Source organism: Halobellus litoreus, assembly GCF_024464595.1.
In the GTDB taxonomy this organism is placed as follows: domain Archaea; phylum Halobacteriota; class Halobacteria; order Halobacteriales; family Haloferacaceae; genus Haloquadratum; species Haloquadratum litoreum.
Window position 1 is genome coordinate 1,420,295 of the sequence record NZ_JANHAW010000001.1, and the last position, 26,572, is coordinate 1,446,866.

Here is a 26,572-nt window from a genome sequence, read left to right on the forward strand (position 1 = left end):
CTCATCGACCGTCGTAGAGCCGTTTCCCGATGCGGTCGGGCAGCCCGGCGTCCGCGACTGCCTCGACGACCGCGTCGATGTCGTAGGCGACGCGTCGCTCGTCGACCGTGAGGTCGTCGAGGTCGACCAGCGCGTACGCCGCCCGGGGGTCGCTGTCGCGGGGCTGGCCGACGCTGCCGGGGTTCATCACGATTCCCTCGTCGAACACCCGATGCCCCTGGACGTGGGTGTGACCGGTCACGAGAACGTCCTCGTCGCCGAGCATCGACGGCGAGAACTCCTCGGGGTAGGTGTACCGATCGGGGTCGTCGGGGTGACCGTGGACCAGTTTCACCCGGCCGTCGAGGACGGTCCGGCCGTCCGGGAGATCGGCGAGCCACCCGAGGGCGTCGTCGTCGAGTTCCTCGCGGGCGTGTTCGACGCCCGCGGCCGCCATCGAGTTGAATCGGAACGCGGTTCCGGAGGTGACCGCGCGGTCGTGATTGCCCATCACCGTCGGGATCTCCCGCTCGCGAACGGCGGCGACGCACTCGGCCGGCCAGGGGTTGTAGCCGACGACGTCGCCGGCACAGACCAGCGCGTCCGGGTCCGATTCGTCGTCGGCGAGATCGTCGAGGACGGCGTCGAGCGCGACCCTGTTCGAGTGGATGTCGGAGAGGACGGCGACCTGCATAGCGGGACGTAGGCGTCTGGGGGACAAAAGTCACCGTCCCGGCACCGCGCGGCAGGTCCGGGGCTACTCCCCGTTGTAGAACCCGACGTCGACGTCGCCGTCGGCGGCGGTGACGCCCGCGGCGCAGACGGCGTGTTCGTAGTCGAGGTCGTACGCGCGCCGAGCCAGGTCGTCGGGGTCCGTCGACGCGTCGCCCGCGAACTCTATCGGCGTCGGGGCGTCCTCCTCGTAGGTGGCGACGAGGGTCGGTTCGTCGACGGTCTCGACGAGGAGGGCATCCCGGCGGACGATGCCGACGTACGACTCCGCGCCGACGACGCCCGCGACCCGCGGGGTGTCGTAGTCGTCCTTCTCGTAGTCGAGCGCGAGGAGCGCCGAGGCGAGCGCGTCCCGCGCGGGGTAGCCGAGGTCGAGTTTCTCGGCGATCGGATCGACGTGGGAGCCGTTGCCGACGACGACGCTCTCGCCGCCCTCGCGGACGCAGTTGTAGGAGACGTAGGGGTTGTCGTTCGCGGGCGCGTCGGGCGTCGGCCCGACGGTCAGCGTCCCGTCGCGGTCGACGATCTGCCGGTTGGGGAACGAGCGGGAGGAGACGCGGTACGCGCCGAAGTCGGGCGCGACGATGACGAACCGTCCGATGTACATACGCGAACGTGGCCAAGAGCGGAATAAATAGATAGTGGATTGTGCACGAACGGCCGGGTCGTCCGGCGTTCCCCCCTTCGATACCGCGGTCAGTCGTCGCCCGCGTGTCCGCCGATCGTCTCCCCTCGGCGTCGTCTTCACCGGCGTATCTGCATCGGTCCCGCCGAAGCCGTCCTCGTCGGCGTCGACAGCGAGCGCGTGGAAACGTTCTTTTTCCTACATTACGATGGATGGGATCGAGATGGTCCCCTCGAGAGACGCCACCGACTCATCCGCTGCGGACGCACGGACGGCAGCTGCCACCGACTCCGACGGACGACCGTCGGCGACGGTCGCCGATCGGGACGGCGACGTGGACGCGCCGCGGTTGCGTCAGTTTCTCGGGACGCTCGTCCTGCTCGCGCTCGGGTTCGTCGCCGCCGTTCGGCTGGCGAACGTCCGGATGGTGGCGCTGGCACCGCTGTATATGTTCACGCCCTCGGTGGCCGCCGCAGTGACAGTGTTCACGACGGGGGTGTCGAGACGGGAAGTCGGGGTTCGGATCGGTCGGCTCCGCTGGCACGTCGCCGCCGTCGTCACCGTCCTCGCACTCGTCGCCGTCGCGCTCGGGATCGCGCTCGCAGTGCCCGGAATCTCCTTCGACGGCAGCGCCGATCCCACGCCGGGGCTCCCCCTCCCGTCGGGCGCGCTCGGCGTACTCGCGCTCCTGGCCCTGACGGTCGGCGCCGGCGTGACGGTCAACGCCGTCTTCGCGCTCGGCGAGGAACTCGGCTGGCGGGGCTACCTCCTGTGGGAACTCGCGCCGCTCGGGTTCTGGCGGGCGAGCGGGCTGATCGGCGTCCTGTGGGGACTCTGGCACGCGCCGGTGATCCTCGACGGCTACAACTACCCGTCGTTTCCGCTCGTCGGCGTCGCCGCGATGACGGCCGCGACGGTCGCGTTCTCGCCGCTGTACACGTACTTCGTCCTCCGTGCCCGCTCGGTCCTCGCCGCGGGGCTGTTCCACGGGGTGTTCAACGCCGCCGGCGGAACGATCTTGGTCTACACGGCGACGAGCGATCCGATCCTCGGCGAACTCGTCGCGAATTCCGTGGGACTGGCTGGAGTTGTCGCCTTCGCCCTCGCGACCGGACTGGTCGTCGTCGTCGGGGCACCGTCGCTGGGTCGCGATGCACTGACCGGAGGCCCTCCGAATCCAGCGGGAGGCGGGACGAGTAAGGAAAGCGTAGTCGACGAGAGGGGGTGAATGAGGAGAGCGTACTCGACGAGTGTCGGGCGCAGCGATCAGCACGAGTCCGGCCCCGATCGACGACCACCGAGATCCGGAAAGGAGGGACTTCGCAACACTCATATGGAGCCACGGGCTACGAGGGGATACGCAGTCGACGAACGGCGTCGACGATGCAGTCCCATAGGGTAGTGGCCAATCCTGAAGCCTTCTGGGGGCTTCGACCCAGGTTCGAATCCTGGTGGGACTACTTCTCCGATACGTCGAGTCACTGGGTACCACTGCGTGTACACCGAGAGCGGTGCGTTTCGAGAAGCAGAATCGTACGCGGGACAGTGGCTCTACAGACACTGAACCGTCGCGGGAGGGCCGTTCTGTCGGCGGGGAGACCGCGCTCTCGTAACCAGTGATCCGGCCGCTTCACCACGGGGACCACTCAAACGAGTGCGTACAGAATTCCGGCGAACAGGATCCCCCCGAGGAGGTACCCGAGAATCACGAGCGTGTTCCGCCGCGGTGCATCGGGGGCGGTTCCCGGGAGGCGACCCGGCAGCCATCGAACCCGCAGGGGCATCAGCCGAGGACCGATCCCGACGCCGGTCCGTTCCCGATGGAGGTCACACTCCCGTCCGCGTCACCGTCCGGTTCATCGGGGCTTTCGCCCGATTCCCCGGCGCCCGTCGTGCTCTCACTCCCGGAATCCGACTCCGACTCGCCGTCGTCGGGATCTGGCTGATCCGATCCCGCGGCGGTCTCCGCGTCGGAGTCGGACGACTGCTCGGCGTCGGTGCCGCTCGAATCGGGCGTGCTCTCACCGTCCGATTGGGGCGTCCCCTCACCGTCCGGTTGGGGCGCGTTCTCCTCGTCTGGCGCCTGAGTTCCGTCGTTGGACGTCCGATCGTCGTCACCGGACGGTCGAGGCTCGTCGGTCTCGGGGCTTCGATCGTCATCCGACTCGGGCGAGGTTGCAGACTCGGGACCGAGTGGATCCTCGGGATCCGGTTCGTCCGCCGACTCCTCGTCGGGAGCCGTGTCGTTCACCGGGGCCGCGGGATCGGCGTCGGGGGCGTCCTCGCCAGCGGGGGTCGGAGCCGAGGCGGTCTCGTTGTCGACGGCCGAGCCGTTCGTATCGGTCGCGCCGTTTCCGCCGGTCGAGCCGATGCCCGCGGTCGAATCGTTCCCGCTCGCGGTCACGTTTGCCGCGGTGCTCCCGATTCGGCCAGTGGTGTCGTCACCGACCTCGGAGGAGCCCTCCTCGTCCGAGGAAGTCGCGTTCGCATCGATCGCGAATCCGGACGCCGAGAGGCCGACGGGCTCCGCCGGAGCGTCGTCTATCGTGACCGCCTCGGGGCTCGGCACGTCGGCACTGAAGCCGACCGAAACCGACTCCTCGTCCGACAGCAGGGCGACGGACAGTCCGCCCGCGAACCCCACGGTCGCCGAGGCGAACAGGACGAGCAGCGCACAGGCGACCGCGAGCGTCTTACTCATCGCCCACCTCCACGTCCCCGCTCCCGTCAGTGAGAGCCGGGGTCGAGGGGCGCCGAGCGGCCGCTCGTGCGGCCCGCCAGGCAGCTAGCGTCACCGACCCGGCGAACAGCAGGCCGAGCAGCCCGCCGGTGAGCGCACCGACGGAGACGGGGTTCGGGGCCGCGGTGGCGGCGAACTCGCGGTACACGTTCCACCCCGCGTAGGCGAACAGCGTCGTCATCGCCAGGAGCGTGAGCTTCAGGTCGACGGCGGCGACCGCGACGGTTCCCGCCGACCGCTGCGCGGTGGCCCCGTCGGCGTTTCCGTCGACGGATCCGACGTCCGAAGCGGGCCCGCTGGCGTCGGACGCGGACGTCTCGACGTCCATCCCGGCCGCGTTGTTGCCCGTCTCGGGCGCATCGGCGTCCGCGGCCGGCCGGCCGCGGTCCGATTCAGGATCGGCCGTCGCCGCCGCGGCCGCCTCGGCTCCGGGCTCTCGGCGGGCCCACGCGCGGAGTTCGCTGAGGCCGAGCAGCACCAGCGGGGTGACGACGAGGGCGACGTATCCGACGGGCGTGTTCGCCCAGAGGATCACGTGGCCGACGACGGGGATAGTGAGGACGACCCGTCCGATGATCGCCTCGGGGCCGACCAGGCCCGCGTCGACGTTCTCGTTGGCGTCGCCTTTCGTCTCGTAGCCGCCGTCGCGTTCGCCGACGACGCGGTGAGTCGTCGGCACGGTATCGCCGCCGGTCCGGTAGGTGATGACGTCACCGACCCGCACGGGCGCGGCGGCGTCGACGATCACCACGTCCCCGGGCGACAGTTCGGGCTCCATACTGCCGGAGAGGACGACGAACCCCTCGTCGGCCCCGACGACCTGCGGGACGGCGAAGACGACGAAGGGCGAGACCGCCGCGACGAGAACGAGCGTCGCGAGTAGTGCGGCGGCGCTGGGCATCGTCGGCTTCGGAATCTGGGTCATCGGCCACCTCCGTTCGAGTTCTTGACGGGATTCCCGGCTCGGCCGCCGTTTCCAGTCCCGCCGCGACCGCCGTTCGTGAGCGAGGGGTCGGTGCACCCTGGGCAGTCCGCCGCCGATTCGGTGGTGCAGATGCAGACGGTGACGTGGCTGATTCCCTTCCCGTCGGGCGCGTAGACGAGACCGTCGGCGTCGCTGCCGGGGAGGCCCGCGGTGTCGGCTGCGGTCCCGTCGTCCCGGTCGTACTGCTCGAACCCGGGACCGCCCTTGACCGCGACAGTGCAGAGGCTGGGAACGGCGGCGTCGCTGTCGGCGAGATTCACCAGTCGGAAGGCGACCCCGACTGTCTCGCGCTCGCCGTCTTTATCCACCGTATCGTAGATTTCCAGGCCGTAGTCGGCGTCGCCCTCGGTGAACGCGTACGTGCCGGGTTCGGCGAAGCTGTCGTCGAGGCCGGGTTGGGTGCCGCCCTCGAACTCCAGTTTGCCGAGCGTCCGGCAGCACGGGCAGGGGTCGGCGGCGGGACACGGTTCCGTGTCCCGGTCCGCGAAGGGGTTCTCCGGGGTCGTGTGTCGGCACTGGACCGCCGAGAACCACAGGGGCACGTCGACCGTCTCCGTGCCGACGTACCCGGCGAGCTCGTACTCGACGAGCAGGCAGACCTCGTCGGTCAGACAGTCGACCTCGTCGGTCGTCGGATCGCCGTCGACGCGGTGTCCCTCGCGGAGGCCGTCGGCGACCTCCCGGAGCGACCCGCTGACGATCCGCTCGATCGGAGTGCCGGAGTCGCAGTCGGCGTACGACAGCGTCAGCCGGATGGCTTCGGCCAGGGCCGTCGAGGCGGGCGCGGGACAGTCGGTCGCGAGCCACAGCGCCGCGGGGTTGTTGACCGCGTCGCCCTCCTGCGGGAGCGCGAACGTGAGGAGCATACTCCCCGCGTCGCCGTCCGCGCCGAGGGAATCGACGGGGATGCGAATCCGCGGGCCGTCGACGGTGCCGCTCCCGTCGGGACCTCCCGAACCGGGGCCGGTAAGCAGGTCGTACTCGACGACGAGGTCGACGGTGCCGGTCGTGATCGACGCGTCGAACCGCTCGGCGTCCCGGAGCATCGCGGCCGTTCCGGTCCCCGTGAGCGCGCCGGCACCGCCGGCGGCGGCCAGCGCCGCCAGCACGCGGCGGCGACTCAGTATCATTGCGCACCTCCGACGAGGAACGGACTGTCGCCGTCGCAGGCGCCGCCGACGAACGAGAAGTCGAAGCCCAGGGAATCCCCCTGCGCGCGGTTCCCGGCCGTTTCCGGAAACTCCCAGCGGAGCGCGACGCACCGCAACGCTCCCGGTGGGAGGCAGTCGAACGCGAGCAGTCCTTCGGCGTCGCCGGCGTCCGCCGTCGGAGCGAACGCGTCGGCGAAGGAAGCGGGAGCGACGAGCGGCGATTCGAGCGTCTCGTCGAACTCCTTCACACCGTTGCAGCTCCCCAGTGGCGAGCCGTCGCGCCACATCTCCACGAGGACCTCATCGTCGAGTTCGCCCTCGTCGTCCGTCGTGTCGCCGGCGTTCCGCTCGGGACCGTTCACGCCGTTTTCGGCGTTCTCGGTCATCGATGCGCGGAACCACACGTCGAGTGGCTCCGCGCCGCTGCCGTCGACCACTTCGAGCCCGACGACGAGCGTGCCCGCGTCTCCGGGGAGGACGTTTCCCACGGAGATGACCGGGCCGGCCGTGTCGGTCACGAACGTCGCCTCGTCGACGTACGCAGGCCCGCTGTCCGGGTCGAGCGTCGCTTCGAGGCCGTCGTTCGTTCCGGCGTGGTTCGCGACGAAGCCGCCGTTGTATCGTTCGTACCAGGCGATACGGAGCCGTCGGTCGTCCGTGTCGTCTTCCGGTGCCGCGTACGTATACTGCGAGAAGCGGGGCGAGTCCCGGCGGAGGGAGAACCCGCCGATGGCGAGCGCTCCCCCGCCGATTCCCGTCAACAGTTCCCGACGTGTGAGTGTCATTGTCGTTGGTCCCGGATACGCCGGGTCGGTTGGTGGACCGATCTCCCGGTCCGCGTTCTGATAGCGATACAGCACCGGATAGCATAGGTATGGAGCGGCTTCGCGACCGATACGACGCCCGTACTCCGTGGCATGGCGTCGTTACCGGGGCACCCGGTCGAACGCCTCGGCCGCGCGACGAGACGTCACGCGACATCGGCGACGACAGCCGCCGGTGTCGGCGTCAGTTTCCGGCGTCAGTCGAGTTCGTCGGCGCGGGTTCGGGCGTCGCGAACGGGGTGTCGTTGTGGCGCGACTGCTCGACCTCGAAGCCGAAGTCGAAGGTGACGGAGTCCGACTGGATCTCGTTGCCGGTCTCGTACGGGAGCGTCCACTCGAACCCGATGCACTGGGTCGTCGCACCCGGGTACGGCTGGAGGCCTTCTTCCTGGCGGTCGCCATCGAGAACGATGCCCTCCGAGAGCTGGGCGAAGACTTCCGCCATCGTTCCCTCTGCGATCTTCTGTTCGCCACCGAGGACGATCTGCGCGATCTCGGCGTAGACGGTGTCGAGGTCCGCGGGGTCGGGAGCGACGAAGGCGTCGTCCGGCGAGCTCGCCAGCGACTGGAGCAGCGACGTGTTCGCGCTGCCGAGTGCGATCGTGAAGATGCGGATCCCCGCGGTCTTGGCCGCGTTCGCCGCCGTGGTGGCGGCCGAGGCGCTCGAGTTGCCGTCGCTGAGCAGGATCATCACCTTCGATGCGCCCGCGGTCGCGTTGGTGCCGTTGAGCAATTCGTCGGCACCCTCGTTGATGCCGGCGGCGATCGACGTGCCGCCACCCGAGGTGTAGGCGTCGATAGCGTCCTTGACGGCCTGGTAATCGGTCGTCAGCTCCTGGTCGGTCTGGGCGCTGCTGCTGAAGGAGATCGCGGCGGCCTCGTCCGGGGAGGAGAGGTTGTCGACGAAGCTCGTCGCCGCGGTCTTCAGCGCCGCCAGCGGCGCGCCGCCCATCGAGCCCGAGACGTCGGAGACGAGCGCGACTTCCAGCTCCTGTTGCTGGCCGGTGCCGGTCGGCTCGTAGACGTTGTCGCAGTCCTCGTCGTACCAGACGCAGACCTCGATGGCGTCGGCGAGTTCGCCGAGGCCGTCGGCGTCTTCACCCTCCGCCGACAGCTCCGGTTCGTTCTGGCCGTTCTCGGAGTTCTCCGTGATATCGCCGATCATTCGGAGGTAGCCGGGGTTGTCACAGATGTGGATGCTCACGGTCACCTCGCCGGAGTCCCCCGGTTTCACGTCCGAAAGGGTGAACATCGGGATGCCGTCGCCGTTCTCGAGGTACTGGTCGGCCTCGGGGCTGCAGAAGTCGAACTGTTCGCCCTGGACGAGGTCCTCCCACTCCTGCATATCCGCGGGCGAGGGCGCTTGCGCGAGCAGGTAGCGACCGGTCGCCTCGTCGTCGTCGACGATCTCCTCAGCGTCCGGGTACCCCATCGCCCTGACGGCGTCGAGCCGCCCCGTGCCGCCGAGGTAGGTCGCCTTGTAGTCGAGTTTCAGGTCGAGCGTCCCGGCCTGCAGCGTGTTGTCCGTGAACTCCTCCTCGTCGGAGAAGAACGCACTGGTCCCGAGTCCGGTTCCGGCGGAGGCGAGCCCGACCGCGCCCAAGCCCGCGAGAACGCGGCGCCGAGAGAGGTTGTACAGCGGTAGTTCGTTGTCTTGTGTCATTGGTACGGTGTATCGGCGCGTGGTCCGCGACCGATGCTTTCCTCCCGTCCAGCTGGAGGGAGAGAACCCACCGAGGGAGTCGAACCCCCGTTGCCGCCGCTGTGGGTCGTGTTCACGGATCAGGCGGCGAGTTCCGGTCCGGAGCCGTCGTTGTGCCGCTCCTGCTCGGTGTAGAAGCCGAGGTCGAAGCCGAGCGTGTCGCCCTGGATCTCGTTGCCGACCTCGAACGGGAGTTCCCAGGACAGGGCGACGCAGTGCATCACGCCGTCCCCGCGGAACGCCTCGCGGTCCGGGTCGGTCGGATCGTCGTTCAGCTCGTCGTAGATCGTCGCGCGGTTGCCGTCGAGCGGGACGCCGTTCCCGTCGGCCAGCGCGGCCAGGACGTTGTCGAGCGTGTCCTGCATAATGACCTTCTCCGCGACCGTCTGGGCCGCGAGGTTCCCGAACACGCTCGGGACGTTGAGCGGGTCGTCGACGTCGTTGAAGAACGCCGGGTCGCCGCCCGCGCCCCCGGCGGGGCCGGCCATCGCCTGGAGCACGCCATCGTTCGCGCTGCCCACGGAGATGGTGTAGACGTCCGTCGCCGGCGACGGCGAGGCCGCGCGGGCGTCGTCGGCGGCGTCCTCGGGCGACGCGAAGGACGTGCTCCCGCCGCCGTTGAAGGACTCGCCGTCCGAGAGGACGATGTTCCGCTTTTCGGCGCCGCTGCGGCCGTTGGACGCGAGTTCGTCCTGCGCGTCGTCGACGCCCTCGCCGATGTACGTCCCCGTCGCGATCGAGCTCGCGTTCGAGAACGGGTCCGGGTCGCCGTCGCCGTCGAACGGCGTCGAGCCGGGACCGCCGCTGACGACGTTCGCGAGTTTCTGGCGCAGTCCGGAGAGCGCGCTGTCGACGACCGAAAGGTCCGTCGTCATCGCCTGGAGGATGCCGGTTCGAGGTTCGGTGTCGTCGCTGCCCTCGCCGTCGAAGTACGCGACGCCGACGTTGGCGTCGGCGTTCTGCGACTGCAGGTAGTCGACGAACTGCCGGGTCCCGAGTTCGACGAGGTCGATCTTCGTCGTCTCCGGGTGTGTGGTCCCGTTGATCGTGATCTCGTCGCCGCTGACGACGCCGCCGTACTGGTCGTACAGCATCGACCCGGAGAAGTCGAGCGTCAGCATAATGTCGACCGGGTCGGCGCCGTCGTAGACGTTGTCGCAGTCCTCGTCGTACCAGAGCGTCGCCTGGATCGCGCCGGCGAGGTCGCCGAGGTTGTCCGGATCGACCGCCATCTCGGGCTCGGCGTGGACGCCGCCGGACTCGGAGACGTTGTCGGCCTGCATCCAGAGGTAGCCGGGGTTGTCACAGAGGTGCAGCGAGAAGGTGATCTCGCCGGAGTCGCCGGGTTTCACGTCGGTGAACTGGACGAGCGTCTCCATCTCCTCGCCGGTGATGGGGTCGACGCCGAAGTCCGCCTCCGAGAGCGGGGGGATGTTCTCACAGTTCAGCACCGGGATGTTAGCGCCGTTGCTGTCCTCGTCCTCCTCGTCCGGGAAGTCGCTGTAGCGGATCTGCCCGGCGTCGTTGTCGGCCGCGATGGACTGTTCGCCGTCGCCGTCGTGGTCGGGGTGGGCGCTGACGAACTGGTGGCCGTCGCCGAAGTCGTAGGTCTGCTGCCAGTCGACGAGCAGGTCGAGTTCGCCCGCGACGAGCGAGTTGTCGACGAACTCCTCCTCGTCGGAGAAGAACGCGCTCGTTCCGAGGCCGGTGCCCGCGGAGGCGAGCCCGACGACGCCGATTCCGGCGAGCATCTTGCGGCGCGATAGCGTGTACAGTTTGGGATCGTTGGTCATTGGTTGTGGTCCGTGTGGTGGGTGATTTCGGGGTGGTGTCTTGGGTCGTGTCTCACCTCCGCAGACCGGTCGCGGAGGGTTTCAGAGGTCGTTCACTCGACGCTGATGTCGAAGGCGACGCCCTCGTCGCTGCCGGAGTAGTCGCCCTGGACGTCGACGGTGACGTCGCCGGAGATCGTGAACGCGTTCGCGACGTCCGCGGCGTCGGTGTCGAAGACGAGGTAGGTCACCTCGCGGTCGGGGCCGTCGTTGCTGGCCGAGATCGCGTCGGGGCCGCTGAGGGTGACCGGGACGCCGTCGAGGTCGAGCGCGAGGTTCGCGACGCTGACGGTTGCCTCGTCGGCCTTCGTCGTGATCGCGAGCTTCCCGCTCGGCGCGGGGATCCCGCTGCCGACGTTCACGCCGTCGAGGGTGAACGAGGCGTTGCCGCTCCCGTCGTAGATGTAGCTGAACGGGACCGTGTTACCGGGCGTCCAGACGTAGTTGGCCGTGTCGGCGCTGCCGACGTCGGGGCCGACGGCGACTTCCCAGGACCCCGAGGGGCCGTTGTCACCGAAGCGGCCGCGGGCGAAGGAGGTCTCCTGCTCGGTGGCGAACTCCTGTTGCTTGGCGAAGCCCTCGCCCGTCCGGGTGGTGATCGACGGCGCGCACGGGTTCGTGGTGCCGTCGTTGTGGCGGGCCTGCAGCGCGTGGAACTCGAAGGACATCGTCAGCGAGTCCGACTGGATCTCGTTGCCGACCTCGTAGGGGATCTCCCAGAACAGGCAGATGCACGCGCCGGTGATGTACTCTTCTTCGTCGACGACGACTTCCTCGTCGTACGGGGACTGCTCGCCGGGCACGAGGCCGGCGACGCCGTCGCCGTCGAGCGCCGCACCCGAGGAGATGGCCGCGATCACGTCGACGAGCGAGCCGGAGACGATCTCCTCGCCCTCGACGAACGCGCCGTCGACTTCGTCGCAGTAGGAGAGTCGCGCCACGATGCTGTCGCCGAGCTCCCCGATGTCGGGCGTGTCGTCGACCGCCATCTCGGGCTCGTTCATTCCGTTTTCGGCCTGGGAGAGGTCACCGCACGCCCACATGTAGGCGGGGTTGTCCACGATGTCGAAACAGAACTCGACGTGCCCGGAGTCGCCCGGTTTCACGTCGTCGAGGTCGTAGAACATCCCCGCGGGGTCGCCGTCCTGAGTCCCCATCGCGGAGTCGGCCATATTCTCGACCGCGCCGTCGCTGTCGTAGGAGGCCTCATAGCGGACGCGCAGGTCGAGCGTCCCGGCTGTCAGCGTGTTGTTCTCGAAGCTCTCCTCGTCGCTGAAATACGCGGAGGTTCCCAGACCGGCGCCCGCGGAGGCGAGGCCGACGGCACCGAGACCGGCGAGCATTTTTCGGCGTGAGAGGCTGTACAGTTGGGGTTGGTTGTCTTGCGTCATCGGTTTGTCCGCCCGTCGGACCGTGAGACCGTCACCGGTCGTTTCGGGACGAATTACCCCACAGCCTATGTGGTATTACCTATGCGCCGGTTCAACGGTTTTAGCCGCTGAAGAGGCCATTTTCAGGGACTCGTTGCAGCATTTCGGGGGTCGGATACGTCGGCTCTACCGCCCCGTATAGCCGCCGTACCGGATCCGTCCGAGCAACCTACCGGTCGAGTCCGGGGCCCGTACCGGTCGGTCCGGCGGTCGTACCGGTCAGTCCACCTGGTATACCGGGTCAGCGACGGTCGATCCCGATTTCGTACGGCGAGCGTTCCGTTCCGGGGTCGAGAGATAGTCGATTCATGGCTATACCCGGCAAGCTCCTCTCGAAGCCTGATGTTCCAGCGATCCGCGCTCCCGGAGGTGGAAGTGTACCACGTACTGAGCAACGCGCGCCGCAGAGAGGCGCTCGCGGAGCTGTGGACCCAGCCGGAGGCGCTGTCGCTGCGAGAGCTATCCGAACGTGTTGCGGCGACCGAGTCCGGGCAGAGCCCCGCTCCGCGGGCGCTCCGCGAGAGCGTGTACAACGCGCTCCATCAGACGCACCTCCCGAAGATGGACGAACTCGGACTGGTCGAGTACGATCCCGACCGGAAGCTGGTTCGCGTGTGCGCGCAGGCGGGTCACCTGGGGCGGTATATGGACGTGACGACGCGAGCGGGGGTGACGTGGGGAGAGTACTACCGCGCGCTCGGCGTCGTCGGTCTGTTCGCCACCGTCGCGTCGCTCGCCTCGGTACCCGGATTCTCGGCCGTCGATCCACTCGTCCCTGCGACCGCCTTCCTCGTCTTCTTCGCCGTCTCGACGGCCTATCAACTCGTTGCCGCGCGACTCGGCGCGCGAGGTCGGCTCGCACGGCTCCGCGCTCGATTGTTCTGAACTCGCGGCGCGGCGACCGTCCGATCGAAGGAGCAGAGGGCTCGAATCAATTCACAGCCGCGGGTCCGGAAGACCACAGTTTTGGAGTCAAACAATCACAGCAACGGTTGTGGATCCGAATCGGCCACTGCGGGAGATTCGAATCGACAAGCGTGAAGCAAGATCGGCCCGCCGTAAAAATCACTGTCCCCTCGGACAACTCCCGTCGAAACACGTTCTTTTGCGAGAGAGAGTCAGAGGGGGTTCGGTCCGCGATCGTGAACCGCGGGTTCCACTCGTCGTTCGAGAGTGACCAGCCCGCGGTCACGACGGTAGTCACTCCCCGGTTTCGGCGATAATCACTCCGCACTCACGACGGCCCGCGCGTCGGTCTCGAAGAGTCGGGCGTCGCAGTCGGTACAGGTGGCGGCGACGACTTCGTACTCGCGGCAGCAGGAGCGCACCGATTCGGTTCCGAGTCGGATGTGGCCCGCACAGACGGGGCACGTTTCGAGGCAGGCGCGGACCGCCGAGAGCGTCCGGCCGCGGGCGGCCCCCGGCACCGACGCCCACTCGTCGGTCCACGCCGAGAGCGTGCGGTGAGCGGCGAGGTCGGCGACGAACGCCGCTCGCGACTCCCACTGGCCGCGTATCGACCCGTCGACAGAGACCCGCCACGACGACCCGCCGTCGACGAACGCCACTCGATCGCCGTCGACGCCGAGCAGATCCGCCGTCGCCGCGGTCATCGCCGCGTCGGTGTCGAGGTCGAGCGCGGCCGCCTCGACGCGGCGCTGGAACCCCGGTGCGAGCGCGGCATCGTCGCCGTCGTCGACGATGACGCCCGCGCGGTCGAGGAACGCCACGACGTCGAAGTCCGCGTCCTCGGTCGGCCCGGACGGGTCGGCCTTCTCGAACCAGGCGAGCACTCGGTCGGGGAGATATCGCGCCGTCAGTTCCGGCGTGCCGGGAACGAGATAGCCGCGGAGATAGATGCTCGCGAGCGAGCCGACCGCGACGGCGGCGGCCGCGGGGAGGGAAACGAGCGCCGCCACGCCGGTAAGCCCAGCAGCGAGACCGAGGTTGACGACGGTGCACGGCAGACACCGGTTGTCACCGGTGTATTCCGGACGTCGGATCCGTGTCAGGAACGACGGCGACGATTGTCGATTCATAACTCTCTCTCGGATAAGGTCATCAAAATGTATAGGTATGATCGGCTTATCGACCGCGAGGCCGTCTGTTTGTCCCCACGAGGATAGCGGTACGTCTCGACTATCAGCCGTGCGCTACGACGAACGGAACGGAGTTAATGACATCGTATCCCATGATAGGTAGATTCATATTCTCATCAGTCAATAGAACTGTATGAAAGGTGGGGCACAGATAACAAAAACGAGACAAGACGCCGGCAAGCCGGGCGCCTCGAACGATCGTGAACTGTCTACTGAGACGGTGTTCGAGACGCTGAGTAGCCGACGGCGTCGGTACACACTGCATTATCTGACCCAGGTAGACGGTCCGGTGACGATTCGCGATCTCTCCGAACAGATCGCGGCGTGGGAGAACCGTATCGAGCGGCAGGCGGTGACACCGAAACAGCGAAAACGGGTGTACACCGCGCTCCACCAGACGCACCTCCCGACGATGGACCGACTCGGCGTCGTCGAGTACGACAAGGATCGGGGCACGATCACGATGACGGATCACGTTCGGGCGTTCGATATCTACCTCGACGTCGTGCCGCGAGACGACATCCCGTGGAGCCAGTTCTACCTCGTGCTGGGAAGCGTCCTGTCGGCCCTCGTCGTGGTCGGCGCGCTCGGATTCCCACCGTTCTCGTACGTGGGCGGGTTCGGCTACGCCCTGTTCGTCGCCGCGGCGTTCACGGTCGCTGGCTGCGTTCACACGATCCGCGACCGCCGGTCGCTCATCGGAACCACCGCGACGCCGCCGGACGTCGAACCGCCACGAGAGATTACCGAAGAAGCCTAGCTTTGCTGCCGCTCCTCGCGGTCGTGAAACACGTCCGAGAGCGGCCGCTGTCGGGGGACCGTGACTCGTGTCCGGCGGACAAATCGCTCGGACAGCTATCGGAGTCATACGCGCGTCGGAGGTCTATCTGAGCCGTACGCGCACCGAAGGTCTGTCGGAGTCGTACACGCCTATCGAGAATCTATCTGAGCCGCACAGTCACCGGGGACGTATCAGGCCCGTTCGGCCGGTTCTCCTTCGGGGCGGGCCGGCGTCGATTCCGCGGCCTCTCTGAGTTCGTCCTCGATCTGATCGCGCCCCCGTTTGAACTCTCCCATCGCCTGCCCGGACGAGCGGGCGAGTTTCGGGAGCTTGTCCGCGCCGAACAGCAGGACGACGAGGAGGAGGATTACGAGCAGTTCCGGACCGCCTGGGATGCCGATGAAGGCCGGTAGGAGTGTGTCCATACCCGCTGGGACGGCGGGATCGAGCATAGCTATGGCTGTCCTACCGAATCGGAATTCGGATTCATCGTCCCGTTCGACGCGATCACTGCGGACTCGGGTTCGCTGTCGCGGCACGGGCCACCGACGCGGCTCCTCACTTCTCGACGACGAGCAGCGCAACGCGTTCGAGCACGAGCGCTTCGAGGTCGCCGTCCACGACGTCGAGTTCGGCGTCCCCGACGTCGAAGTACTCCCGAACCCGTTCGGTGTCGTAGTCGCCGAGCGTCGCCTCGACGTCGTCGAGCACGCGGTCGCGGATCGACGCCGCCGCGCGCTCCTCGGACGTCGACGGCGTTTCGGCCGCGTCGACGAGGACGACGACGCGGTTCTCGCCGGCGGAAACGCCGAGTTCGAGGGCGTCAGTGATCTGCCGGCGGCCGGCGGCGTACAGGAGGATCTCGACCGCGCGCTCGCGGGCGACGTTCTCCCCTCGATCGAACGCCCGGTCGGCCAACTCGACGGCGCGTTCGAGGTGGCGCTCGCTCACGACGTATCGCGCGTCGAACACCTGGACCGTCGCGCCGGTCGCGGCGGCGACCTCGTCGATCTCGGCGACGAACGCGTCGACGTCGTCGACGGCGACCGTTCCCTCGACGAGTTTCATCGGATCCCTCCGGCGGCGATCATCCGAAATCACCCAGGCTGGCCTGTTCTTCGGGATCGTCGTCGGCCCGAGTCGACGTCGGCTGTGACGTTCCGTCCCGTGCGTCCGAATCGTCTGCCGGCCGACTCGTCGCCGCGGAGTCGGCCTTCGAGACGCCCTCCATCGACGGGTCCTGCCGACCGACGTTCTCGAGGATGCCTTCGGCGGTCTTTCGCCGCCCGCGAAGCGCCCGCAGGACCACGGACTTGTCGGCCTCCCGGAGGTCGGCGCGCGTCTCGATGCCGACCTCGTAGAGCCGTCTGGCGCGCTTTCGGCCGACGCCGCGGACGCCCGCGAGCGTCAGCAGTTCGTCGCGGACGCCGTACTCGACGCGCTTTTTCGCCTCGCGGACCGGGACGACCGGCAGGTCGAGTTCGCCGGCGAGCCGTTCGGCGGCGCCGAGCAGCCACTCGGCGGTCTCGACCTTCCCGCGGATGTCGCCCGGACCGACGCCGTAACGCTCGGTGATCCGGTCCTCGTCGACCTCGTCCGCCCAGTCTTCGAGGAGCCGGGCGGTCTTCAGCGCCGAGAGCCACTCCTCGAAGCGGACGTCCTCGTACTCCGAGGGCGTGCGACCGAGCAGTTCGGCCTCTCGCTCGTAGCAGATTTCGGTGTAGGTCTCTCTGTCGCCGGACTTGAGGTACAGCTGGTACATATCCGGCGTTCGCGAAACGAGGTGGAAGAGGCCGAGCGCCGTCGGGTACGTGGGCGCATCGGCGGAAGCAGCCGCGTCTGCGTCCGCCTCGGCGTCTGCTGCGTCATCGTCGGCTGCATCATCGTCGGCTGCGTCATTACCGGATGCATCTGACGTCAGCTCGCTGGCGCGCTGGAACCCCGCGTCCGCCGGATCGGTGGCGGCACCGGCCGGCGTCGAGGTGGCGTCCGACGCTCTCGTCGTGGCGGGGTCCGAAGTCGAACCCGCACCCGAGAGCGCGCGAGTCATCTCTCCGCGGTTCGCGTCGGCCCACTCCAGCCCGTCGATGATCTCGGCGGCCGTCATCGGGTCCAGATACAGCCGCGAGACGGTGTGTCCGACGCTCGTCGCAGTCAGCGAATCGTCCTCGCGCTCGATGAACTCGTTGCGCTCCAGGTACGCGAGCACGTCGTCGGTGACGCGTTCCAGCCGACCGGATTCGTCGGTTTGGGTGGCATACAGCGTCTGGTCCAGGAACTCAAGCAGCTCCGAGCGGGTGTGCGCGAACCCGGAGGCGACCGTCGCGAGGACGTGCGTCCGCAGCGCCGGTTCGGCGGCGAGCTTCGAGCGGACCGGCTCCGGATCGGCCCAGATGTACCGCTCGAACAACTCGTCTCGCGTCTCGGAGTCCTTCGCGAGCAGGACGGCCTCGCCGTAGGGGTCGAGTCCGGGACGACCGGCCCGCCCCATCATCTGGTGGATTTCGAGCACGTCCAGCGGCTTCATCCCGCCGAACTCGCCGTCGTAGCGCCGCCAATCGCGGACGATCACCCGACGGCTGGGCGTGTTGACGCCGGCCGCGAGCGTCGGCGTCGCCGAGATGCACTTGACGAGTCGGTCGCGGAAGGCGTCCTCGACGAGCGAGCGGTGCTCCGAGGCGAGGCCGGCGTGGTGAAAGGCCGCGCCCTTCGCGACGCAGGACGCGAGCGTGTCGCTGGTGTCCGTGTCCGAGACCTCTCTGATCTCCGCGGCCAGTTCGGCGAGTCGCCCCCGCTCGTCGTCGGTGAGGTGGGGCTCGGTCACGTCTCGCAGGCGCTTGGCCGACGCCTCGGCGTTCCGTCGGGAGTTCACGAAGACCAGCGAGGAGCCCTGGTCGTCAGTTTTGTCGTCACCGCCGCTGTCGCCGTCGAGGGCGTCGTCGACGAGCGCGGCGGTCGGCCGCCCGCCGGATCCGACCGGGACCTCGCGCTGGGTGCCGTCGTCGAAGGAGATGGCGTTTCCGTAGTGGACGCCCATCCGGAGGTCGATCGGTCGCCAGTCGGACTGGACGAGTTCGGCGTCGAGCCACTCGGCGACGACGTCGGCGTTGCCGACAGTCGCCGACAGCGCGACGACCTGGAGGCCGGGATTGAGCGTCCGCAACTTCCCGAGGGTGACTTCGAGCGTGGGCCCGCGGTGTGAGTCGTCGACCAGGTGGACCTCGTCGGCGACGACACAGGTCAGCTCGTCGATCCAAGCCGCGCCGTTGCGGACGAGCGAGTCGACCTTCTCGGAGGTGGCGACGACGATGTCGCGGGAGGCCAGCCACTCGCCGTCGGACTCGTAGTTGCCGGTTGAGACACCGACGTCGAAGCCGTACGCCTCCCAGCGTTCGAACTCGGTCTTCTTCTCGGAGGCGAGCGCCCGCAGCGGCACGATGTAGAGCGCCTTTCCGCCCCGGGCGACACTGGAAAGCATCGCGAGTTCCGCGACGAGCGTCTTCCCCGAGGCGGTCGGCACCGACGCGACGACGCTCTCCCCGCGGGTGACGCCGGCCTCGACGGCGGCGGCCTGCGGGGGGTAGAGCTCCTCGATTCCCTCCCCGCGCAGGTGGGCGGCGACCCCCTCGGGCAGTTCGGGCACCTCCTCCGGTTGCATTGTGTGCGGGTACGTCGTCCCCGGATTTAAACGATCGGAGACGAGGTCCGATCGTGGTTCGGTGAGCGGCGGTCGTGGTCGCGTGGGGAGTCACCCGACACGGGAAACGGCTGAGTCAGTCGATCGTGTACGCCGTCGCGGTGTCCCCACCGAGCAGTAACACGTCGTCCGCGACGGCGATGTCGTCGCCGTTGACGGGCTTCGCCGACCGATGCACCACCGATCCGTCTGCCCGATCGTAGGCCGTGAGTCCGATGTCCGTGTCCCCGACCCAGACGTGTGAGCCGGTGGTCGCTATCGCGGCGACGGCATTCGTGATGCTGGCCTCCCACCGTGTCTCACCGGACCCGCGCTCGAACGCGTACACGGTTCCGTCTCGCGTTCCGACCACGGTCAGCGAGTTGTCGATCACGGGGGTCGTGTACACACGACCGAGGTCGGTCTTCGACCAGGAGACGCCGTTGTCCCCGATCGGGTGCGCGTCAAACCCTCCTGGCCACGCCGTAAACAGTGTCTCCCCGTGTATCCGGGCTACGGATTCGAGCCTGCTCGTACCGGCGAGCCAGTTGTACGCCTCGATCGGATCCCCGGTGTCAGCCGCGAGTACCTGGACGGTGTCCGGCAGCCCGACGTACACGTCACCGTCGTAGCTGTCGAGGTATCTGATGTACGAGGGTGAAAGCACCGATTCGTCACCCTGCCACCGCACCTCGCCCGTCTCGATGTCGACGCCGTAGACGAGCGGTGCCCGCTCCTCGCCCCCGCCGTAGTCCGAGACTGCGAGAACCGCCGTGCTGCCAACCACCGTCGCACCGACAGCCAGGTTGTGTGTGCCGTCCGACGGCGCGGCGACGACCCACGCCTCCTCGCCGTCGTACCGCCGGTAGGCGTGGAAATGGGCGCCCGCATCCTCGTGCTCCCCTTCCGGAGTGTAGCCGAAGATCGCGTACCTGCCGTCGGCCGCGAACGCATCGGCACCCAAGTTCTCGTCCACACCGTCGTGAGTCGTGTCCGCCGACCACCGCACACCGTCACCGTGGGACGCCTCGGCGGCGTAGTTGTAATCGTTGTAGTAGAACGTCCCCTCCCTCGTCCAGATGTTGTCGACGCCGTTCTCGTCGGTCCACGTCTCGGTCAGCGTTACCTCGTTGGACCCGTCGCTCGTCGGAGTCCCGTCCGACGGGGTCGCAGTCGACAGATCCTGCGGCGTCTCGGATTCCGGCGGCGTCGAGTCCCCGCCGTCCACCAGCCGGAGGCAGCCGCCAGTCCCTGTGAGCCCAGCACCGAGTAAAGCGAGAGCACCGCGTCGTTTCATACGGTTTGGTTGGATGAGTGATAAATATATTTTCCGCAGAAAGTGCGGCCGCCGTGGTCGCAGCCTGGATGGAGTGGCGCGATGTTACGGCCGACCGCGCGGTACACAGACAGGAGGCCGCAGTCGATTGGGTTCGAAGTCGAACATACGCACCGGCGGGGAGTTCGGAGACGCGCCCGACGCCATCGCTGATCGCCGTACCGCAAACCGGGGCGTTCACGTCGTCGGCCGCAGCGGTCTACTCCTGTCGGGAGCCGTTCGTCGGGGAGCGTCGTCACCGCTATGTGTCCCGTCACCGAACGTCGCGTATGAAGATCCGCTACGATCGAGAGACCTGCATCGGGATGTTCCAGTGCGTCGACGAGTGGGACGCCTTCCAGAAGAATATGGACGCGGGGAAGGCGGAGTTAACGGGCGCGACGGAAGTCGAGGAGGACGTCTTCGAACTCGAGGTTCCCGACGGTGCGGAACTCGACGCCGAGTTCGCCGCGCGGGCCTGCCCCGTCGACGCCATCGAACTGTACGACGATGACGGCGAGCAAGTGATCTGAGGCGGATCGACGACCGCCACGCCCGAACGGCGGGCCGGTGCACCCGGAGAGTTGGCCAATACGCCCGCAAGGTGGGCCAGCACGCCCGCAAGGGCCCAGAATACCCGAACAGCCGCGCAGCACAATCATTATATACGTTGGCGGAGATTTTAACGCCCGAGGGACGAGTATGAGCCACCGAAACCAGAAGCAGAACCTCTCGGAGTGGGCAGACCTGATCGGGGCGTCGCTGCCGGACTCCGTCGAGGACCGCGAGGACGGCGGACCGACAGCCGACGCCTACGGGCGCGAGGGCCGTCGTGACGGGTTCGGTTCTGAGTTCGGCGTCGACGCGGACGGAAACCGGTGAGATCGGGGCCGACACCTCCGGTTTCACTTCCACCCTCCTCGGCGAACCCTTAACAGCGGTGACGCCCAATCCCGCGTGATGGCGGCCACCGACGAGCCCGGTTACGTTGACCACCCGCTCTTGACCCCGGACTTCATCGAGCGTCGGCTCTATCAGGTCCAACTCGCGAGTACGGCACGTGACGGGCACACGCTCGTCTGCCTCCCGACCGGACTGGGGAAGACGACCGTGAGCCTGCTCGTGACGGCCCATCGGCTGCACGAGGTAGGGGGCACGGTGCTCTTTCTCGCGCCGACGAAACCGCTCGTGCAACAGCACGCCGAGTTCTACCGAGAGGCGCTCTCGATCCCCGACGAAGAGATCGTCGTCTTCACGGGTGAGATCCGCCCCGAGGATCGGGCCGACGCCTGGGGCGACGCGCGGATCGTGATCGCGACGCCCCAGGTCGTCGAGAACGACCTCGTGGGGTCTCGGATCTCCCTCGCGGACGTGACTCACCTCACCTTCGACGAGTGTCACCGCGCGAGCGGCGACTACGCGTACGTCTACATCGCCGAGCGCTACCACGCGGACGCGACGGATCCGCTCGTGACCGGGATGAGCGCCTCTCCCGGTGGTGACAAGGAAGCGATCCTGAACGTCTGCCAGAACCTCGGGATCGCCGAGGTCGAGGTGATGACGGAGGACGACGCCGACGTCGACGAGTACACCCACGACACCTCCGTCGAGTGGGAGCGGATCCAGTTGCCCGACGAGATCCTGCGGATCCGCGACGCGCTCAACGAAGTGATCAAAGATCGGTTGCAGAAGCTGAAGTCGCTGGGGGTGACGAACACGACCCAGCCCGACGTCTCCCAGAAGCAGCTGAATCGGATGCGCGGAAAGCTCCAAGAGCTGATGAACGCCGACAAGTCGGAGGGGTACAAGGGGATGTCGACGCACGCGGAGGTGATGAAACTCCGGCGGGCGGTCGAACTGGTCGAGACCCAGTCCGTCGAGTCCGTTCGGCGGTACTTCGAGCGTCAGCGCAACGCCGCGCGCTCCTCGGGGGCGTCGAAGGCGAGCCAGCGGCTCGTCTCCGAGCCGAAGGTCAGGGAGGCGATGCGCCTGGCCGAGAGCTTCGACGGCACGCACCCGAAGTTCTCCCGCGCGCGGATCCTCCTCGCACAGACGCTCGGCATCGAGGAGGGCGAGCGCGTCATCGTCTTCACGGAATCGCGCGACACCGCCGAGGCGTTGACCGAATTCCTCTCGGCGTCGTTCGACGTCCGCCGATTCGTCGGACAGGGCGACAAGGAGAGCTCCGAGGGGATGACCCAGAAAGAGCAACAGGAGACGCTCGACGACTTCCGAAACGGGGAGTTCGAGGTGCTCGTCTCGACCTCGGTCGCCGAGGAAGGCCTAGACGTCCCGGAGGTCGACTTGGTGCTCTTCTTCGAGCCCGTGCCGACGGCGATCCGCTCGATCCAGCGGAAGGGCCGGACCGGCCGACAGGCGGAGGGGCGCGTCGTCGTCCTCCTCGCGGAGGACACCCGCGACGAGGCGTACTTCTGGATCTCTCGCCGTCGCGAGAAGGAGATGGAGTCGGAACTGCGCGAGCTGAAGAGCGTCGTCGGCGACATCGAATCCGAGCTGAACCCGCCACAGGAGGCGCTAGAGGCGTACGAAGAGGCGACTCGTGGAAACGGAGACGGCCGAAGTGGAGAAAGCGAAGACGGGAGGGGCGGCGAGGAACGGAGCAGTGACGGCGACGAGCGGAGCGGAGACGAACAGAGCGGTGACGGCGAGGAACGGAGCAGTGAGGATGAACGGAGCGGTGACGGCGAGGAACGGGACAGCGGGACGACGGAGCCGGAGACGGCGGCGCAGGCGGACGGTCAGGCGGGACTCACGGACTTCGGCCCGACGGACGAGGAGATCGAACGGGCCGAAGGCGACGGGCGTGAGGCGGTGGAGGGGAGTACGGAGGAGAGCGCCGATGCCGACGATGGCGAGGCGGACGACGGCGACGACGCGGACGGGATCGTCGCCACCGCCGAGGGCGACGAGGAGACCGAAATCGTCGTCGACCAGCGGGAACTCGACGCGGCCATCGCGAAGGACCTCTCGAAGCGCGAGGGCGTCCGCACGCGACTGGAGACGTTGGCCGTCGGCGACTACGTCCTTTCGGACCGGGTCGCCGTCGAGCGCAAGTCGGTCGCGGACTTCCTGGACACGCTCCTCGGCGAGGAGCGCTCCATCTTCGAGCAGATCGGCGATCTGTCGCGGGCGTACGCCCGCCCGGTGCTGATCGTCGAGGGCGACGGGCTATACGAGGAGCGGAACGTTCATCCGGGGGCGATTCGAGGGGCGCTGGCCTCGCTGGCGGTCGATTTCGACGTGAGCGTCCTCCAGACGCGCGACGAGGACGACACCGCGGAGTTGCTTCTCACCATCGCCGAACGTGAACAGACGGAGCGGGACCGAACGGTGAGCGTGCACGGCGAAAAGAGCGCGAAGACGCTCGCCGAACAGCAGGAGTACGTCGTCTCCTCGATCGCGGACATCGGTCCCGTGACGGCGCAGTCGCTCCTTCAGGAGTTCGGAACGGTAGAGCAGGTGATGACCGCGCGGAAAGACGACCTCCGCGAGGTCGGCGGGATCGGCGAGGTGACGGCCGAGCGGATCCGCGAGGTCGTGGGAAGCGACTACGAGTAGACAGGCGCGGCGGGTCGCTCGTTCCGGCGGCAATATCTATGGCCGACGGTACCGATGGACGATACTATCGGGGGAACTGTCGGGATCCGGCGGAGGACGGACTGGCGGCGATGACGCCATCGCGTGTGACGCGGATCTCGTACCCCTGGTAGTCGAATCGGATCTCCGAGACGGCCCGCGATTCGGCGTCGGGCAGCAGCGCCCGAGTCACGGCCTCGATTTCGACGTGATCGTAGAGGGACACGTCGTCGTCCGTCTCGTCGAGGCTGCCGAGCGCGTCGGAGAGTCGGACCAACAACTCGCCTTCGTCTTCCCAGGTATCGCGCGTGATGACGGACCAGGAATCGAGGGAGCCGCGTCGGAAGTCACCTGCTTTTGACATACAGCCCCGTAAAAATCGCATCATATAAAACTTGGCGACAAAAGTATCGAATTCGATAATCAGGGGCCGTCTTCCGCGAAGTTATGACGTTACATCCGGACTTTGCGCAGGGGGATCGGCGCCGACTGAGTCTGTCGTCGTCATATGCTCGTCTCTACCGCTTCCCAGTCCGTGGCCGCTGTCGCCGGCTCTCTGTCCTCAGTCCGTTCCGCCGCTGCCTTCACCACCTGCGCCCTCAGGACGCTTCATCGCTGTTTTCATCGTCTGCGTCCGCGGTTCGATCCGTGGGTGTCTCGCGGCCCTCGGGATGCAACTCCGCCGAGAGGAGCGCCGCCGACTCGACGAACAGGCCGACCGCGAGCGGCCCCGCCACGACGCCGATCGGACCGAGCGTGAGCACGCCGCCGAAGAAGCCGACGAAGTAGAGGCTTCCCGGAATATCGGCCGTCTCGCGCGCGAGTCGCGGGCGGATGAGAACGTCGGGGAGCAACGCGATGACGAGCCCGCCGACGAGAAAGACGAGCACCGCGCGGAGCAGTTCGCCGACCGCGACGTGGTAGACAGCGAGTCCGGCGAGCAGGACGCTCGGGCCGACGACGGGCACGAACTGGAGGACCGCGGAGATAGTCGCAAGCGTCACGACCGAGTCGTATCCGAGGAGGAAGAACACCGGAAGCGCGAGGGCGAAGGTGCCGAGCGCGGTCGCCGCCTGCAGGACGTAGATGGCGAAGAGCGTCTCGCGGGTGCGTCGGTTCAGCGCCGCCGCGGCGTCGCCGTAGCCCGGCGGGACGAGCGCCAGCACCGCCTGTCGAGCGTCCGTGCCGTAGAACAGGAGCGAGTACACCAGGAAGACGAACAGCGTCGCTTTCAGGACGAGGACCGGTGCCGCGGTGGCGGCGCGTCGGGCAGTGCGTTCGACGATGTCGACGACGACGGACGTGAGCGACTCGAGCGTCATCGCGTACTGGAACCCGAACGCGTCGAGAATCAGTTCGTCCGGGAGCAGTCCGACCAGCGCAACGAAGGAATCGAATCGGAGGTAGACGACGACGGCGAGCGGAACCAACACGAGCACCGTCATCAGCAGCGCGCCGAGGGTCGCACCGCCGCTTGCGACCCGTCGGGAGAAGCCGCGGGCGACGAGTGTCCGTCGGACGGGCCACAGCAGGTACGCGACGGTGACGGCGAAGAAGACGGTCCCGAGGACCGACTGTAAGAGAACCGCCGCCGTGAGACCGGCGAGGACGAACACCGCCCCCAGCGCGTACCGTCGGGTCCGAGTCACGGATACGACTCACGGCCGACTGCCAAGAGCGTTGCTCCGCGGTCGACCCAAGGAAGCGGTGTGGATCGTCGCCCAAGGAACCAGTGAGGACCGTCGCGGAAGAAAGTGGTGAGAAGGAAGTGGTGAGAAGGAGTGGTGAGAACCGTCGTCGAACGGAACCAGTGAGGATCGCCGGATACGTCGGCGTCGGCCGAGGCGATGCATCACGATTAAGTACCACTCGGTGAAACTACCTGGTAATGAAACGGAGAACGTTCGTACGAACGGTCGGTGCGGGCGGCATTGTCGGACTCGCCGGGTGCGTCGGCGGGGGCGGCGGCGATGGCGATAGTGGGTCAACCGCCGATACGGCCACCGAAGCCGACGGCGACGCGACCGGAACGACGACGGGAACGCCGGGGTCGGAACCGCCCGAGCTGGTCGTCTCGACGTACGGCGCGTTCGTCGACGCGCCGTCGACGAGTCCCGGACCGTGGCTCAAGGAGACCTTCGAGTCGGAGTTCGACGCCACGGTGACGTTCGCGACGCCCGACAGCGAGATCAACTACTACATCGAACGGGCGCTCCAGGGCGTCGACATCGAGTCGGACGTCTACGTCGGCCTCAACGTGGATATGCTCATCCGGATCGACGAGCGGCTCGACGACGGGCTGTTCACCGCCGTCGACGACATCGGCGGCCGTGGCGACGTGAAAGAGGGGCTGAACTTCGATCCCGAGGGCCGAATCGTTCCCTACGACACGAGTTACGTCAGCATCGTCTACAACGAGACGATGAGCGAGGACGGCGACTTCGTCGCCCCGGAGACCTTCGAAGAACTGCTCGAACCCGAGTTCGAGGGCGACCTCCTCACCCAGAATCCGACGGGGAGCGCGACCGGGAAGTCGTTCCTGCTGCACACGGTCGACGCGAAGGGTCCCGACGGGTACCTCGACTACTGGGAAGACCTCCAGGCAAACGACGTTCGCGTCCTCTCGGACTGGTCGACGTCGTACAACGCGTTCTTAGAGGAGGAAGCGCCGATGGTCGTCTCCTACTCGACCGACCAAGTGTACGCCAACCGCGAGGGCCAGGACCTCGCGAAACACCAGATCCGATTCCTGAACGACGAGGGCTACGCCTACCCGGAGGGAATGTCGATCTTCGAGGGGACCGATCGCCCCGAACTGGCCCGTGAGTTCCTCGAATTTATGCTGCGTCCGGACGTCCAAGGCGAGATCGCCCAGCGGAACGTCGCCTTCCCGGCGACGACGACTGCGGAACTGCCGGGGGATTTCGCCGAGTACGCGCAGGCACCGCCGGAAGCAGTCACTTTCACGTACGACGAACTTCGAGACAACGTGAGTGAGTGGACCCAGGCGTGGGAGCGACAGTTCGCGAGCAAGTGACGGCGACGCCGACAGCGACGGGTCGGGAGTCCCGAACGTGGGCGAAGGCGGCGCCGACAAAGCGGAC

The 26,572-nt window shown here is 67.5% G+C and carries 24 protein-coding genes and 1 tRNA gene; 8 read left to right on the forward strand and 17 right to left on the reverse strand.

All coding sequences use genetic code 11. From position 1 onward, the window contains the following. Position 1 precedes the first annotated feature (1 nt). On the reverse strand, positions 2-673 hold the full coding sequence (locus tag NO360_RS07230; protein ID WP_256306953.1) for a metallophosphoesterase family protein: 672 nt from the start codon (positions 671-673) through the stop codon (positions 2-4). A 63-nt stretch (positions 674-736) separates the two neighbouring features. Continuing rightward, positions 737-1,318 (reverse strand): IMP cyclohydrolase, encoded by a 582-nt coding sequence (locus NO360_RS07235; RefSeq protein ID WP_256306954.1) that lies wholly within the window; start codon positions 1,316-1,318, stop codon positions 737-739. Positions 1,319-1,559: 241 nt separating this feature from the next. On the opposite strand from NO360_RS07235, the gene NO360_RS07240 reads away from it, so the two are divergent. Together NO360_RS07240 and NO360_RS07245 are read left to right on the forward strand one after the other, a co-directional pair. Further along, positions 1,560-2,564: a CPBP family intramembrane glutamic endopeptidase gene (locus NO360_RS07240; RefSeq protein ID WP_256306955.1), complete on the forward strand. Its 1,005-nt coding sequence runs from the start codon at positions 1,560-1,562 to the stop codon at positions 2,562-2,564. A 159-nt stretch (positions 2,565-2,723) separates the two neighbouring features. Then, a tRNA-Gln gene (locus NO360_RS07245) sits at positions 2,724-2,796 on the forward strand. Positions 2,797-2,982: 186 nt separating this feature from the next. On the opposite strand, the gene NO360_RS07250 is transcribed toward NO360_RS07245, so the two are convergent. The 8 genes from NO360_RS07250 to NO360_RS07285 all read right to left on the reverse strand — a co-directional run bounded on the left by NO360_RS07250 (position 2,983) and on the right by NO360_RS07285 (position 11,961). Continuing rightward, positions 2,983-3,120: a hypothetical protein gene (locus tag NO360_RS07250; protein ID WP_256306957.1), complete on the reverse strand. Its 138-nt coding sequence runs from the start codon at positions 3,118-3,120 to the stop codon at positions 2,983-2,985. Then, positions 3,120-4,037, reverse strand: coding sequence for a hypothetical protein (locus NO360_RS07255; RefSeq protein ID WP_256306959.1), 918 nt, complete (start codon positions 4,035-4,037; stop codon positions 3,120-3,122). Before NO360_RS07255 ends, NO360_RS07250 begins: the two co-directional genes overlap by 1 nt. Continuing rightward, entirely contained in the window at positions 4,030-5,001 is a 972-nt protein-coding gene (locus tag NO360_RS07260) for a signal peptidase I (RefSeq protein ID WP_256306961.1), read from the reverse strand. Before NO360_RS07260 ends, NO360_RS07255 begins: the two co-directional genes overlap by 8 nt. Further along, complete coding sequence (locus NO360_RS07265) at positions 4,998-6,191, reverse strand: hypothetical protein (RefSeq protein WP_256306962.1); 1,194 nt, start codon at positions 6,189-6,191, stop codon at positions 4,998-5,000. Before NO360_RS07265 ends, NO360_RS07260 begins: the two co-directional genes overlap by 4 nt. After that, positions 6,188-6,997, reverse strand: coding sequence for a hypothetical protein (locus tag NO360_RS07270; RefSeq protein ID WP_256306963.1), 810 nt, complete (start codon positions 6,995-6,997; stop codon positions 6,188-6,190). Before NO360_RS07270 ends, NO360_RS07265 begins: the two co-directional genes overlap by 4 nt. A gap of 223 nt (positions 6,998-7,220) precedes the next feature. Continuing rightward, complete coding sequence (locus tag NO360_RS07275; protein WP_256306964.1) at positions 7,221-8,699, reverse strand: vWA domain-containing protein; 1,479 nt, start codon at positions 8,697-8,699, stop codon at positions 7,221-7,223. 119 nt (positions 8,700-8,818) lie between these two features. Continuing rightward, on the reverse strand, positions 8,819-10,531 hold the full coding sequence (locus tag NO360_RS07280) for a vWA domain-containing protein (RefSeq protein ID WP_256306965.1): 1,713 nt from the start codon (positions 10,529-10,531) through the stop codon (positions 8,819-8,821). A 92-nt stretch (positions 10,532-10,623) separates the two neighbouring features. Then, on the reverse strand, positions 10,624-11,961 hold the full coding sequence (locus NO360_RS07285; protein ID WP_256306966.1) for a choice-of-anchor W domain-containing protein: 1,338 nt from the start codon (positions 11,959-11,961) through the stop codon (positions 10,624-10,626). A gap of 381 nt (positions 11,962-12,342) precedes the next feature. On the opposite strand from NO360_RS07285, the gene NO360_RS07290 reads away from it, so the two are divergent. After that, entirely contained in the window at positions 12,343-12,885 is a 543-nt protein-coding gene (locus NO360_RS07290; RefSeq protein ID WP_256306967.1) for a DUF7344 domain-containing protein, read from the forward strand. 338 nt (positions 12,886-13,223) lie between these two features. Here the strand turns inward: NO360_RS07290 and NO360_RS07295 are convergent, their stop codons facing one another. After that, entirely contained in the window at positions 13,224-14,039 is an 816-nt protein-coding gene (locus tag NO360_RS07295) for a DUF8054 domain-containing protein (protein WP_256306969.1), read from the reverse strand. A 193-nt stretch (positions 14,040-14,232) separates the two neighbouring features. Here NO360_RS07295 and NO360_RS07300 point away from each other — a divergent pair, with 193 nt between their 5' ends. Further along, positions 14,233-14,859, forward strand: a complete 627-nt coding sequence (locus tag NO360_RS07300; RefSeq protein ID WP_256306970.1) for a DUF7344 domain-containing protein — start codon at positions 14,233-14,235, stop codon at positions 14,857-14,859. A 212-nt stretch (positions 14,860-15,071) separates the two neighbouring features. Here the strand turns inward: NO360_RS07300 and NO360_RS07305 are convergent, their stop codons facing one another. From NO360_RS07305 to NO360_RS07320, 4 genes are all read right to left on the reverse strand, one after another. Then, positions 15,072-15,305: a Sec-independent protein translocase subunit TatA/TatB gene (locus tag NO360_RS07305; RefSeq protein ID WP_305149084.1), complete on the reverse strand. Its 234-nt coding sequence runs from the start codon at positions 15,303-15,305 to the stop codon at positions 15,072-15,074. 133 nt (positions 15,306-15,438) lie between these two features. Continuing rightward, positions 15,439-15,948 (reverse strand): KEOPS complex subunit Cgi121, encoded by a 510-nt coding sequence (cgi121, locus tag NO360_RS07310; protein WP_256306972.1) that lies wholly within the window; start codon positions 15,946-15,948, stop codon positions 15,439-15,441. 19 nt (positions 15,949-15,967) lie between these two features. Beyond that, on the reverse strand, positions 15,968-18,538 hold the full coding sequence (locus NO360_RS07315) for an ATP-dependent DNA helicase (protein WP_256306974.1): 2,571 nt from the start codon (positions 18,536-18,538) through the stop codon (positions 15,968-15,970). A 115-nt stretch (positions 18,539-18,653) separates the two neighbouring features. After that, entirely contained in the window at positions 18,654-19,853 is a 1,200-nt protein-coding gene (locus tag NO360_RS07320; RefSeq protein WP_256306976.1) for an outer membrane protein assembly factor BamB family protein, read from the reverse strand. Between the two features lie 308 nt (positions 19,854-20,161). On the opposite strand from NO360_RS07320, the gene NO360_RS07325 reads away from it, so the two are divergent. The 3 genes from NO360_RS07325 (at position 20,162) to NO360_RS07335 (ending at position 23,450) form a co-directional block, all read left to right on the forward strand. Then, the gene (locus NO360_RS07325; protein ID WP_256306978.1) at positions 20,162-20,404 is read left to right on the forward strand and encodes a ferredoxin; all 243 of its coding nucleotides are present in this window, start codon (positions 20,162-20,164) and stop codon (positions 20,402-20,404) included. Positions 20,405-20,573: 169 nt separating this feature from the next. Continuing rightward, positions 20,574-20,753 carry a hypothetical protein gene (locus NO360_RS07330; protein ID WP_256306979.1) on the forward strand — a complete coding sequence of 60 codons (180 nt, stop codon included), beginning with the start codon at positions 20,574-20,576 and terminating at the stop codon, positions 20,751-20,753. 78 nt (positions 20,754-20,831) lie between these two features. Further along, a complete protein-coding gene (locus NO360_RS07335; RefSeq protein ID WP_256306980.1) occupies positions 20,832-23,450 on the forward strand; it encodes an ERCC4 domain-containing protein in 2,619 nt (872 codons plus the stop codon). A gap of 64 nt (positions 23,451-23,514) precedes the next feature. Here NO360_RS07335 and NO360_RS07340 read toward each other — a convergent pair whose 3' ends face one another. Together NO360_RS07340 and NO360_RS07345 are read right to left on the reverse strand one after the other, a co-directional pair. Further along, on the reverse strand, positions 23,515-23,832 hold the full coding sequence (locus NO360_RS07340; RefSeq protein ID WP_256306982.1) for a HalOD1 output domain-containing protein: 318 nt from the start codon (positions 23,830-23,832) through the stop codon (positions 23,515-23,517). 235 nt (positions 23,833-24,067) lie between these two features. Beyond that, the gene (locus tag NO360_RS07345) at positions 24,068-25,117 is read right to left on the reverse strand and encodes an AI-2E family transporter (RefSeq protein ID WP_256306984.1); all 1,050 of its coding nucleotides are present in this window, start codon (positions 25,115-25,117) and stop codon (positions 24,068-24,070) included. A 239-nt stretch (positions 25,118-25,356) separates the two neighbouring features. On the opposite strand from NO360_RS07345, the gene NO360_RS07350 reads away from it, so the two are divergent. Then, a complete protein-coding gene (locus tag NO360_RS07350) occupies positions 25,357-26,505 on the forward strand; it encodes a thiamine ABC transporter substrate-binding protein (RefSeq protein WP_256306985.1) in 1,149 nt (382 codons plus the stop codon). The last annotated feature ends 67 nt before the right edge of the window (positions 26,506-26,572 follow it).